General features: G+C 27.9%; 12 protein-coding genes. 3 read left to right on the forward strand and 9 right to left on the reverse strand.

Features of this window, described 5'->3' with window-relative positions:
- The first annotated feature begins 6 nt into the window (after positions 1 to 6).
- Positions 7 to 2175 (forward strand): phenylalanine--tRNA ligase subunit beta, encoded by a 2169-nt coding sequence (locus tag AC0B4S_RS03245; RefSeq protein WP_465101670.1) that lies wholly within the window; start codon positions 7 to 9, stop codon positions 2173 to 2175.
- A 2-nt stretch (positions 2176 to 2177) separates the two neighbouring features.
- A complete protein-coding gene (gene glyA / locus AC0B4S_RS03250) occupies positions 2178 to 3455 on the forward strand; it encodes a serine hydroxymethyltransferase (protein ID WP_465101671.1) in 1278 nt (425 codons plus the stop codon).
- A gap of 300 nt (positions 3456 to 3755) precedes the next feature.
- Here the strand turns inward: glyA and AC0B4S_RS03255 are convergent, their stop codons facing one another.
- Positions 3756 to 4940 carry an IS30 family transposase gene (locus tag AC0B4S_RS03255; protein ID WP_465101464.1) on the reverse strand — a complete coding sequence of 395 codons (1185 nt, stop codon included), beginning with the start codon at positions 4938 to 4940 and terminating at the stop codon, positions 3756 to 3758.
- Positions 4941 to 5020: 80 nt separating this feature from the next.
- Here AC0B4S_RS03255 and AC0B4S_RS03260 point away from each other — a divergent pair, with 80 nt between their 5' ends.
- A complete protein-coding gene (locus AC0B4S_RS03260) occupies positions 5021 to 6235 on the forward strand; it encodes an IS3 family transposase (RefSeq protein ID WP_465101672.1) in 1215 nt (404 codons plus the stop codon).
- 87 nt (positions 6236 to 6322) lie between these two features.
- Here AC0B4S_RS03260 and AC0B4S_RS03265 read toward each other — a convergent pair whose 3' ends face one another.
- The 8 genes from AC0B4S_RS03265 to AC0B4S_RS03300 all read right to left on the reverse strand — a co-directional run bounded on the left by AC0B4S_RS03265 (position 6323) and on the right by AC0B4S_RS03300 (position 12552).
- Positions 6323 to 6934, reverse strand: a complete 612-nt coding sequence (locus AC0B4S_RS03265) for a hypothetical protein (protein ID WP_465101673.1) — start codon at positions 6932 to 6934, stop codon at positions 6323 to 6325.
- Positions 6935 to 7092: 158 nt separating this feature from the next.
- Positions 7093 to 7233, reverse strand: coding sequence for a hypothetical protein (locus AC0B4S_RS03270; protein ID WP_465101674.1), 141 nt, complete (start codon positions 7231 to 7233; stop codon positions 7093 to 7095).
- 197 nt (positions 7234 to 7430) lie between these two features.
- Positions 7431 to 8579 (reverse strand): IS3 family transposase, encoded by a 1149-nt coding sequence (locus tag AC0B4S_RS03275; protein ID WP_465101675.1) that lies wholly within the window; start codon positions 8577 to 8579, stop codon positions 7431 to 7433.
- A gap of 89 nt (positions 8580 to 8668) precedes the next feature.
- Positions 8669 to 9547 (reverse strand): translation elongation factor Ts, encoded by an 879-nt coding sequence (gene tsf / locus AC0B4S_RS03280; protein ID WP_465101676.1) that lies wholly within the window; start codon positions 9545 to 9547, stop codon positions 8669 to 8671.
- 22 nt (positions 9548 to 9569) lie between these two features.
- Complete coding sequence (gene rpsB / locus AC0B4S_RS03285; RefSeq protein WP_465101677.1) at positions 9570 to 10430, reverse strand: 30S ribosomal protein S2; 861 nt, start codon at positions 10428 to 10430, stop codon at positions 9570 to 9572.
- Between the two features lie 291 nt (positions 10431 to 10721).
- The gene (gene pgsA / locus AC0B4S_RS03290) at positions 10722 to 11417 is read right to left on the reverse strand and encodes a CDP-diacylglycerol--glycerol-3-phosphate 3-phosphatidyltransferase (RefSeq protein ID WP_465101678.1); all 696 of its coding nucleotides are present in this window, start codon (positions 11415 to 11417) and stop codon (positions 10722 to 10724) included.
- Positions 11404 to 12036, reverse strand: a complete 633-nt coding sequence (locus AC0B4S_RS03295; RefSeq protein WP_465101679.1) for an MHJ_0274 family protein — start codon at positions 12034 to 12036, stop codon at positions 11404 to 11406. The genes pgsA and AC0B4S_RS03295 overlap by 14 nt, the downstream gene beginning before the upstream one ends.
- A gap of 162 nt (positions 12037 to 12198) precedes the next feature.
- A complete protein-coding gene (locus tag AC0B4S_RS03300) occupies positions 12199 to 12552 on the reverse strand; it encodes a hypothetical protein (RefSeq protein ID WP_465101680.1) in 354 nt (117 codons plus the stop codon).
- Between the last annotated feature and the right edge of the window lie 4 nt (positions 12553 to 12556).

The following is a 12556-nucleotide window of genomic DNA, read 5'->3' on the forward strand; positions in this document are numbered from 1 at the left end:
AGTGACATGATTTTATCTCTTAAACATTTAAAGAAATATTTACCATCTCTTACTTTAACACCAAGCCAAGTTGAAATTGCTTTAAATGAACTTGGTTTTGAAGTTGAAAGTATCAAACCCTTTGCTAATGTGACAGGTGTAATTTTTGCTAAAGTTTTAAAAGTTGAATTAAATCCTAATTCAGATCGCTTAGATGTAGTAAATTTAGCAACTAAAAATGGTAATATTACAATCCAAACAACAAATCGAATCTTAAAAGAAGGCGACCTAGTAATTTGTTTTCCAGTTGGTTCAACCAAAGATGGAGTTACCTTTAAAGAAGTTATGTTAAAAGGTGTTCCATCACAAGGGATGATGGCTTCATGATCAGAAATTGGGTATCAATATGAATTATTAACAAATAAAGATCAATTATTGGTTTTACCTAATGATTTTGCAAGCTTAGAAGATGATCCAATGGAATTATTAGGAATTAATGATTATATTATAGAAATTTCAGTTACGGCAAATCGAAATGATGCAAATTCATATTATTTTTTAACTAAAGAATTAGCAGCGTATTTTAAAACTGAGTTTAAACCAATATTCATAAATAATACATCTCCAAGTTTTACCTCTGACTTTAAAGTTGTAAAAAATAAAGCTAATGAACTTTCATTTTTAGAAGTTCATGGTAAAAATCAAACTAGTTTATATGAAAAAATGTTTTTAGCCAAACACGGAATTTCAAGTTCGTTTGATTGAAGTGTTAATTTAACTAATTTAACACTTTTAGAAATTGGTGTTCCGGTTCATGTTTATGATGTTCAGAAAATTTCTAAAAATATTAATTGTGATTTATTTAGCGGAAAGGTAGAAATTTTAGGTCAAAAACAAATTGAGGTTACTAATGTTCTAACCATATTTGATGATCAAGGGCCTATATCCCTAGCTTCTGTAATGGGATTAGAAAAGTCAAAAGCTGACCTAGATACTACTAATTATTTATTTGAAATTGGTGTTTTTGATCCAAAATTAGTACGCCACGGGGCAAAAGAAATTAAATTATTAACTAGTGCTGCAAATCAAGGTTCGCGAACTATCACAAGATATAGTGCAAAAATAGCCTTAGAATACATTCAAGCCAAAACAAGCAATTTAAAAATATCGAACGTTATTAACCCAATATGTTTATCAAATAAAAAGGAAATTTTATTTGATAACCAAAAATTAGAAATGTATTCGGGTTCTAAAGATTTGAATATATTTCAAGATGCACTAAAACAACTAGAATCTTTAGGTTTTGAGTTTAAAGAAAACTTAGTTTTAGTTCCAGACTATCGATATGATATTAATTATTTTGAAGATATTATTGAAGAAATTTTCCGTTTTTATTCATATCAAAATTTTCAACCAAAAGCTGTTAATATCACTCCTTTAAAAACACAAAAGCGAGACAATAACAAAGGTTATTGATTGCATAATGGTTATAATGAAGCAAGAACATTTTGTTTAGTTTCAAAAAACAAAAACTTTTTAAATCCGCTCTGCTGAAAAGAAAATATTGATTTATTAACCTTTGTTTCAAAAGAACGCGAATCAGTTCGTAAATCAATCATAACTTCATTGCAACAAGTAATAATTTATAATCAAAAGCGTAAATTAGAACAAATTAATATCTTTGAACACGGCATGGTTGTTTCGGAAGAGTTTGTATATGGTTTGGCATCAACAACTAAAAGTTTTCAAGAATTAAAACAAGATATAATTAACTTTTTAAACTTAGAATTAACTTTTGAAAAATTTGATAATTATGAATTCGTACACCAAAACGTATCGGCAAAAATCTTTCATAATGATAAACTAATTGGATGAATCGGAAAGATTCATCCAATGTATGATGATACTAATGCTTTTTATGCTGAATTTATTATCCCAGACTTACCAAATACTTTCCATAAATTTAAACCAATTAATTATGAACCAATGAAAAGTATTGATTTAACCTTTGAACTTTTAAATAAGCAAAGTATTGATGAATACTTAAAACCAATTATTCTAAACCATAATCCATATGAAATTAAAATAATTGATGATTATCAAAAAGAAACATCGCATAATATAACAATTAGAATTACTGACTATGAATCAGTAATTAAAGAAATAAACCAAGTATTTAATAAAGGAGAATCATAATTATGTATCAAAAAATTAAATTATCCGACCAAGTAATTCAAGATGCGATTAATAATGAATTAAAGCGTCAAGAAGACCATGTGGAATTAATTGCTTCTGAAAACTTTATTTCTGAAGATGTATTAAAAGCGCAAGGGAGCATTTTAACAAATAAATATGGTGAAGGATATCCAAATGCAAGATATTATGGTGGTTGCGAAAATGTTGATATTATTGAATCAACTGCAATTGAACGTTTAAAACAACTTTTTGGTGTTGAGTATGCAAACGTACAACCATATTCAGGCTCAACAGCTAATGCAGCTGCTATTGCTTCTGTAGCACCTAGTGGTGGAAAAATCATGGGCTTATCTTTAAATTGCGGAGGTCATTTAACACATGGTTATAAAATTAGTTTTAGTGGCATTTTTTACCAATCAGTTTCATATGATTTAAATCAAGAAGGATATTTAGATTATGATGCAATTGAACAATTAGCAATCCAAGAAAAACCGGATTTAATTATTTGTGGCTACTCAGCTTATTCACGTACCATCGACTTTGCAAGATTTAGGGCAATTGCTGATAAAGTAGGGGCTAAATTGATGGCTGATATAGCACATATTGCAGGCTTAATTGTGGCAGGAGAGCACCCTTCTCCGGTGGGATATGCTGATATTATTACATCTACAACTCATAAAACATTACGTGGCGGTCGTGGCGGAATCATTATGACTAATGATCCGGAAATTGCCAAAAAAGTTAATCGTTGAGTTTTTCCAGGTTATCAAGGCGGCCCTTTATTTCATGCTATTGCTGGCAAAGCAGTTGCATTTTATGAAGCATTACAACCTCAATTTAAAACCTATGCTCAAAATATTATTAAAAACACCCGTCAAATGGCCCAAAAATTTCAAGAACTTGGTGCAAAAGTTATCAGTGGTGGAACCGATAATCATTTATTTATGATAAATGTTTTTGATACCTATGGAATTAATGGTTTGCAAGCCGAGACATTATTGCATAAATTAAATATTACCTTAAACAAAAACTCTATACCTTTTGATAAATTAAATCCACGTTTAGGAAGTGGAATTAGAATTGGCACTGCTGCGATGACAAGTAGGGACTTTAAACATTGAGATGAATTAGCAACCATCATTCATAATGTTTTATCTAATTATGAATTTTATGCTTCAAATAGCAATGATGCAAAAAATAAACTTAACGAATTAAAGCAAGATATTTTAGAATTTTTAAAAGAAGCACCAATCAAAAAATCATATTTAGAAATAAATTAAACAAGGTAAAGCCGGACAGAAAAGTTAACATGTAAATGTTAGCTTTTCTGTTACCATTCGTTGGTACCAACGAAAAAATTTTTTGAAAGGAAAATTATGTCAAGACATTTAAATGTTTTTTGGAAAAGTCACTTGCGAGATATTAACAAAATAATTGTCTTTTAATTTTAACATAATTTTTAGATAAAAAAATGTATGAGAAAACAGAAAACACGGCAGTGTTTTCTCGTCGGTTTTGCTTACTTTTGCCAAAAGTAAGGCCCCTTTGATTGCAATCAAAGGCGGGGGATTAAAAAAATTTTAAGTTATCTTATATTTCCGGACAACTTGCCGATAGTTATTTATTTTTTTCATCATATAATCAATTTCTTGCTGAGAGTATTTATCTAAGCTTTTTCCTTTGGGAATGTAATATCTAATTAAGCGGTGCATATTTTCTATTGAACCTTTTTGTCATGAACTATATGGTTGGCATTTAAATAATCTTTCAGTTGGAATTACCTGGTGCAATAAGACATTTTCACTACCATTATCAACTGTTAAAGTTTTAATGTCTAAGTTATGTTTCTTGATTAGTTTTAGAAGAGTCTGTTTTATAGCTTTGGAGTTGCGTTTTGAGAGCATAGCATAAGACATTCTGGTTTGCCGTTCAATTATCGTCACAATACAATATGTATCATTGATTTTACCAATAACGGTGTCTAATTCAAAATGGCCGTGTTCAGAGCGATCATTAATATAAGCTGGACGTTTCGAAATTTCCGTAGCATATTTTAATGTTTTAGGTTTGGTTTGTTTTTTCTTCCTTATGCCATATTTGCCTTCAGATTTTTTAACAATGTGGTCAAAATCAAGAAAATAAGGGTATTTTTTAATTATTTTATAAATTGTACTAGGTGAGGGAGCAAATTCATCAGGGGATAATTTTTTAAAAGAATTTACAAGATAGGTAACTGATTTCTTAACTTCTTTTTGCTGCAAATTCTTTTTATTTCTATTTTTAGTATATGTATTAAGCTCACTATACCAATATTTTCTGTAGGCCTTTCATTTATCTTTAATTGTATCACTTACAAAAAAGAGCCTCGCAAATGAATAGCCTAATAAATGTTCGTATAGTTTAGTAAAATTAAGAGTTTTAACACGCATTACTCTTTTTGAACACTTAGGACAAACATAGCGATTTTGTTTATCTAAACTAAGTGGTCTGCGATTTGTAATAATTTTAATTTTGCTTTTTATACTTCGAATGTCTCTGTTAAAAATCTTAGCTACTTCTTGGATTGAGAAGCCTTCAGAAAGTTCTTGTAAAATATTATAAAGTTGTTCTAGATCGATTTGATCTGATCGTAATTTTCGTTGCGACTCAAGTGCTCCTTGCATTTTCAAGATAGTGTTGTAATTCTCTTCAATTTTAAAATGTTGATATTTATTTTCTTTTCGATATTTGTCAAAAACACAAATATATTTTTCTAAATTTTTCATATAATTTTAAAGTCTCCTTTCATTTTTTAAAAATTATTAATACAACTATTTTATTACAAGGCAGACAAAAACAATGTCACATGCAAAAAAACTTGCATGTGACATTTCCAATTAATACAAGACATTTAAAGAAAGAAGAATTTGCAAAAATATATGAAGAATATCAAAAGTCAGGTTTCCCAGGTGCTTTTCGGGCTATTTACCAAATATCACCAGGAACAAAAAACTTACAAAGAAATAGTGTAAAAGTTAGAATTAATAAAATAATTAAGTATTATAATTTAGGTATGGAAGACTTATTGCAGACAAAGAAAGGCGAAAACCGCAAAAAAGGAAGTGGCAGTCCTAAGAAGAAAAGAGAACCAAATTGAGATATTTTTGATCGTGATGATTTGTTACAAATAGCTAAAAGATATTATGAAATTACCAATGAATTACCCAAAAGTAAGAAAGTTATTGAGTTAAAAAGTTTTAGCATAAGTTATGTGAAGCTTTCAGAAGTTTTTGGCATTTCTAGGCAAACAATTTCTAAAACTCATAAGATTAAAATTTCACAAAAACTCCCTAAACATAGTGATATAATTGAAAAATCGTTCATAGAAACAAAGTCAAGATATGGAAGGCTAAAGCTAAGTGTTTACATATCTCAAAAATACAAAATAGATATAAACGAACGTTCTTTAGGGAGATATATGAACCTTTTAGGCCTAAAATGTAAGCTTAGACAAAAATCAAAACGAAAAGAAATTAAAAATGTATCTTCACAAATTGATAACTTCGTAAATCGTGATTATAACGATCAAAACAATCGAAATATTTATGCAACTGATGTTTCATATATAAAAGCACCAAAAGACGTGTTAGAATCACACGTTTATTTGTCTGCAATTTTGTCTCATAAAACTAAACAAATTGTTGGTTTTAAATTATCAAGAAGTAATAATCTAGAACTAGTTTTAGACACTTTAAATTCATTAAAACAATACAAACCAAAAAATTTTATCATTCACTCAGACCATGGCTTTCAATATACACATCATCAATATATTAAAGAAGTTCAAAATATTAGTGGCGTTATTTCGTTATCAAGAGTGGGAAACTCACTTGATAATCGAGAAATTGAATATTGGTTTGGGATCATTAAAACCGAATTATTAAATGATTTAGATTATTCCAAAATAACATTCAATGAACTTAATGATATGATACAAGAATATGTAGTTTGGTATAATAACGATCGAATTCAATCAAACTTAAACTGAAAAACACCAAAGCAATTTGCAATGGCATTATAAGTTACTAAAATGTTAAATTTTGCTGTCCATGTTTAAGGCACAAACAATTTAAAAACATTCAGAAAACTTTCTGAATGTTTTTAATTTTTACTTACTAAACCACAATTTGTTTCTTTTTAACCCTAATCTTTTATTGTATTCTGTCAAATCGCTTCTAGTTTGCACATCATGAACTATAATTGAGTTAATATTTGATATATTATTTTTATCAATAAAAATAATATATTGACCTGAAAGGATTTGTTTTGTATTATTCCCATATGAAATATAGTGAATTTTTACAGAATTATCATCTATTTCAACTGAATCCATTGGTTCATTAACGGAGTAGTTAGCATAGTAAATAACATGGTATTTATCTTGAATATCTTTATCAAAAACTCTTTGAACCTGATTTGAAAAAAGTTGTCAATTATCCTTAATTTGATTTGCTAGCCTTTCGTTAGTAGTTCTTTGAATAATATCATTTTTAAAATCCTCAGAATTTTTAACTAAAAAAGGTTTTTCACGGCTTGCATTTGTAAAATCTGTAGGATTTCATAATTCATTTTGTAATCTATAAATATTTTGAGTAATTTCAACGTCATTATTGTAGTTTATTAAATCAGGCACCCTCTTTTGTACACAGGAAATTACACTAAATAATGGCACGGTAGTTAAAGTTGATATTATAAATAATTTTTGCTTTCTTAATTTCATTTGTCTCCTTTACAACTTTTTAATATTATTTATTAAAGTTATTCCATAAATTATAATTAAATATAAACATTTCCATTTAATGTTTTTATCAATTGATACAAGCGAAATAAGCGAAATATTTGTATCAAAATTAATAGAATTTATCTTTAGTTTTTGTACTAGTGCTGCCTACTGTTAACTTTGTAAAAGATATCTTCAGTTTTTACATCTTTTAAATAAATATTTTGCTTACTAACAGAAGAAACATACATTTTATTTCAATCAATATTTTCTTTAGAATTTTGTTGAGCGAGAGCCATTAAAACACGGTGGAAGTAACTGGTAAAATCATTAAAGGTTTTTAAGTTGCATAATCTCTTTCTAAATATAATATTAAAAATAATTAATTAAAATAAAAACATTCACAATATTAAACTGGGAAATTTTTTTCGGACGGTTTTACCTTCCCCAACCATTCCATTTGGCTAAGCCAAATGGAATGGTTGGGGAAGGTTTTTTATCTTATTCTTTTATAATTATATCAGTTTATAAATTCTTTGATTTTTTGTGATAATTCAATAAAAGTAAGTCTTTTACAGGTTTGATCAAAATTTGGGAAAATTTCACTCTTAAGAATTGAAAAGAAATACTCAATTTCACGATTGTCAAGACTATTACCAATTCTTGACATTGATATTTTACCTTTTAGTGATTTTATTTTTTTAGTATATTCAAGCGAAGAATAAGCAGTTCCATGGTCAGAATGTAAAATAAAATTATTTTTGAATTTTGTATTGGTGATATTATTCAAAATTAGTTCAGTATCATTTCTAAGTGATAATTCATAGGTCACAAACTTAGTTTTATGATCAATAATTGCAGATAAATAAATATGATTCTGTTCAATATCTTTTGGTGCTGGTATATAGGTCACGTCTGTTGCATATATATTATTGTTGCTTGAATTATAATCTCTTTTTACTAAATCAGGTACTTTAACACTAGTATTTTTAGATTCTTTAGTTTTATGTTTTTGTCTAACAAATGTTTTCAAATTCAGTTTTTTCATATAATTTCCTAGGGTTCTAGGATTTATTTGAATATTATATTCTTGGAAAATATATTTAGCAAGTCTCCTTCGTCCATACCTTTCTTTATTTTCGACAAAACTTTGAAAAATTATTTCTTTGTGTTTAACCTTTAGTTCTTTAGTCTTGTTGTTATCTTTCAATTTCTCGTAATATGTAGATCTTGAAACACATATCATTTTAGATTTTTTAGTATGTGAAAGATTCTTGATTTTCTTTATCTTTGAGATATCTGCATCAATATTATTTTCATTAAAAATTCGATAGTAGTATTTTATAACTGCATCTTTTTCATCATCTTTAAGAGTATCAATTCATGTATAATCGAGAACTTTCTTTTTCTTTCTCCCAACACCTTTATCTTTCTTAGGTGATTTACCGCTTTGTGATTCTATGTTCATATTTAAATTATACAGTTTTCTTTTCTTTAACATATTTCTCATTGATTCTTTATTTCAATATACTTCTCTGATATCAAAACATAAATTATCAAATTCTGCCTTGGTTATTCCCAGGTTCAAATATTTATCGTATAAGTCAAAAATTTTGATTCATTCTTTAGTCTTTAAATGTCTCATAACTACCTTTTTTCTTCATATTAAAAATATTCGGATTTTGTCCGAATATTTTTTCCCTGTTTATATTTCTGAATGTTTTTATTTTATTATTATTTAACCATACTTGCAACATCAGCTGCAAAGTTAGACTGAACTTTTTCAATTCCTTCACCAACTTCAAATCTTGCAACTTCTACTAATGTAGCATTATGATTCGCTAAATATTTTTCAACAGTTAAAGAATCTTCCATAACAAAGGCTTGTTTTTCTAAAACAAATTCTGATAGTTGTTTAGTTAACCAACCTTCCTGGATCTTTTCTTGAATCTGTGCTGGTTTATTTTCAAATCCGGCTGGTTTTTCAAAACTAGATTTTAAAGCTTCAAAACGATCAGTTGGAATTTGGCTTACTAAGGTAAATTCAGGGTTCATTGCTGAAACATGCATTGCAACATTTTTAGCGGCATCAACAGCTTTCCCTTTTGCTTTAACAACAGCGGCAACTTGAGAATTAGCATGTACATAAACACCTAAAACTTCAGCTTCGTTTGCTTCAAGAACAAAAACGCGACGCAATGAAATTTTTTCTCCAATTACAGATGTTGCTTCAATTAATGAATTTTCAATTGTTACGCCTGTTTCTAATTCTAATTGGTATGCATCTTCTAAAGAAGTAACATTACTATCTAAAACTCTTTGAGCAACTTTGTTTAATAATTCAACAAATTTTTGGTTTTTAGCAGCAAAGTCAGTTTCAGAATTAATTTCAACTAAAACTGCCCTTTTATCATTTCCTAAAGCAACTACTGCCCCTTCGGCTGCTACTCTACCTGCTTTTTTAGCGGCTTTAACAATACCATTTTCTCTTAATCAGTTAATAGCCGCTTCAATATCATCGTTAGAAGCTTCTAAAGCTTTTTTACAATCAATTAATGAAGAATTAGTTCTAGCTCTTAATTCTTTAATTAATTCCATTTTGTTTGCACTCATTTTTAACTCCTTTTTATTAATACTATTCTAAATTAGCTTCTGCTTCTTTAGTGAATTCTTCACCATTTTGTTTAGTTCCTGGTGTTTCAGGAAAAACTATTTTAGTATCATCTTGGTATGCGAATCAGTGGTGTCCACCTCTTGCTTTAACAATAGCGTCAGCAATAATCGTCATGAATACTTGGATGAATTTTGCTGAATCATCATTTCCTGGAACTCCTAAGTCAACTGTATCAGGATTGGAATTAGAGTCTAAAATAGCAATAACTTTTAATCCTTTTTTCTTTGCTTCTTTAATAGCAATTTCATCTTCGTTAGGATCAGCTACTATCATTACATGTGGTAAACGTCTCATTTTACTCATAGCACGTATACCATTTAAGTTTTTGTGTAATTTTTCTAATTGTTTAGTTTTTTCTAAAGCCTCTTTTTTGGTGTAACCCTTAAAGTTATTTGCAGCCTTTGCTTCTAATTGCTCCATAGTATTAACACTACGCATAATAGTAGCATTGTTTGTTAACGTTCCACCTAATCATCTTTCAGTTACGAATAATGAATTAGTTCTTTCCGCAGCTTTTTTAACTGCATCTCTAGCTTGTTTTTTAGTACCAACGAAAATAAATTCTGTACCTTTTGCAGCTAAGTTGTTAACAAGTTTATATGCATATTCTAGGTGATTTTGTGTTTTGTAAACATCAATAATATGTACACCTTTTAGTTTACGGTTAGGAACTAAGTATTCCTTCATTTTTGGATTTCAAGCAAAAGTTTTATGTCCAAAGTAAGAACCTGATTCAAGAAGTTTTTCTCTTGAAATAATTGGCTTTCTTTCTTGTTTTTGTCTTGATTCTTTTTCTAGTTTGTGGGTTTCGTTTGTTTTCATAAGTAAAAAATCCTTTTCTTTAGTTTGTTATTTTCTAAGCAATATTTCGAGCACCTAGCACTATAATATTATTTTTAGCACACCCAAGTGAATCCATATTGCCGTTAATATAATTTTAAAATTTAAGTGTTATAAAAACACGTTTTTATTTTACCATATTTCAATAAAAACGAAAATTATTTATTTGTGGAATTAATACAAAGATTAATGTTGATCACACACATTTTTTATAATCAAAATATAAATAGATGCACAATGCATAATACAATAAAAAAAACCGCAACGGCGGTTTTATTTGAAGATTAAGTGACGGTGTGGATAAATATAATCAAAAGCTGAGTATAAACTTAACCCAAGGGCTATTAAAGTTGGAATATTAAATAATATAACGGCTCAGTAAACTTCGTTAAAGATTCAAGGTGCGGCTAAGTAACTTATTGAAACAAAAATAACTGCTAAACTAAGGACGATTGTTTTTAATTTTCCATAAAATTTGGCTGCAATGTTAATATTATGTTTATATAAAACAACTCTAGTTCCATCTACGACTAAATCTCTAACTATAAAAATGATTATAATTCAAAATGGAATGATGTTGTAAAATGATAAAAAGATTAAAACAGTTGTTGTAATAACTTTATCTGCTAGTGGATCCCATAATTTTCCAAAAGACGTTATTGCATTATATTTACGGGCCAAAAAACCATCAATATAATCAGTAATCATTGCAATAATAAAAATCACTAAACTAAATGCAACAATACCAATATCATAAGAATGTACACCTTTATAAACCCACATAAATGGGAATAAAATTACTAAAGGTAAGATCAAGATCATACGTAAAATAGTAAGTAAATTTGGTATTTTTTCTATTTTTATATTTTTCAGTTTTGCAAAACCTCTAAAATTCTTAAATCCATGAGTAATCTTATGTTTTAGTTTTGAAAACTTTAATTTAAAAGTTTTGAAATTAATTTTCTTCATTAGCGAGACTCCTGTCAAAATCTTTATTTAAATTATTTAGATATTGTGTTTTAATTTCCTTTTTTAATATTTCTGGGTCTTTTAAATCATTTATTTCACTTGAAATTGCTTCTTTAGCTGCTTCTAATGCTAGAGGAAGTTGATCAATAAAAAATTGTAAAGAAGATTGCGAAAGTTTTTTATCTCATAAATTTGAATTTAAATCTTTAAGTACATTTAAGTTAGTCACAAAAACTTTATAACGTTCTGAAGTTTTTAAATAGTTTTTAAATTCATATTCATTTTGTAAATCATTGATTGTTTGAGCAGCAGCATAGTTTAAATGCGACATTTTGTATTTGCCAACACTGACAACAAAATTTTCATGCTCTTTCCGGTTTAATATAATTAATTCATTAATTTTTATAGTTATTTCATTTCAATATATTACAGAATTTTTTTCAAGCTGCAATGCTGCTTCTTTGGTTTTCTTACGGTTTATTTTTTCTTTAATATAAGAATAAATAATATAAGAGAGCAATAAGAGCAGTAAGATACCTAAAATAACTCAAATAATTATTGATGAATCAGTTCCAAAAACACTACTAGTGTTATTTGGTTTTGAATTGTTATTTTCCATTCTAACTCCTAATTAATAGGTATTATATTTATTAAATTTAAAGAATAACTTTACTTTATGAAAATAAAGTTATATATATTATATTAAATTAATAAGTTTTTAAAATCTTTTAAAGTAAATATTAAAAATTTTTTAAGACTTGAATATAGCCATAAGAAATTTTTATTTAGCTTTAATACTTAGTTTCCATTTATATTCTTTAACAACTTGGCATTGTTCTTTGATTTGCTGCTCCATCTCAGGGATACTCGGAATGATTTGATCTGAACCTTCTTGATTATAGTTAATTAAGATACTAAATAATAATTCGTTAACTAATTTTCGATCAATCACAGTTTTCGAATCAGGTTTTTGGTAAGTTACTAGTCCACCTTCTGATAAACGCTCATGAATTTCAATATCTGTATCTTTTACTAACTCTTGCATAAGCTTTTTAAGTTCTTTTGCTTCTTTGGTTAAACGCAAATAATCTTCGGCTAATAATTTTAGTTTTTCAATATCAGCTACTTTAGACACAAAC

The organism is Mycoplasma sp. 6934, assembly GCF_055523595.1.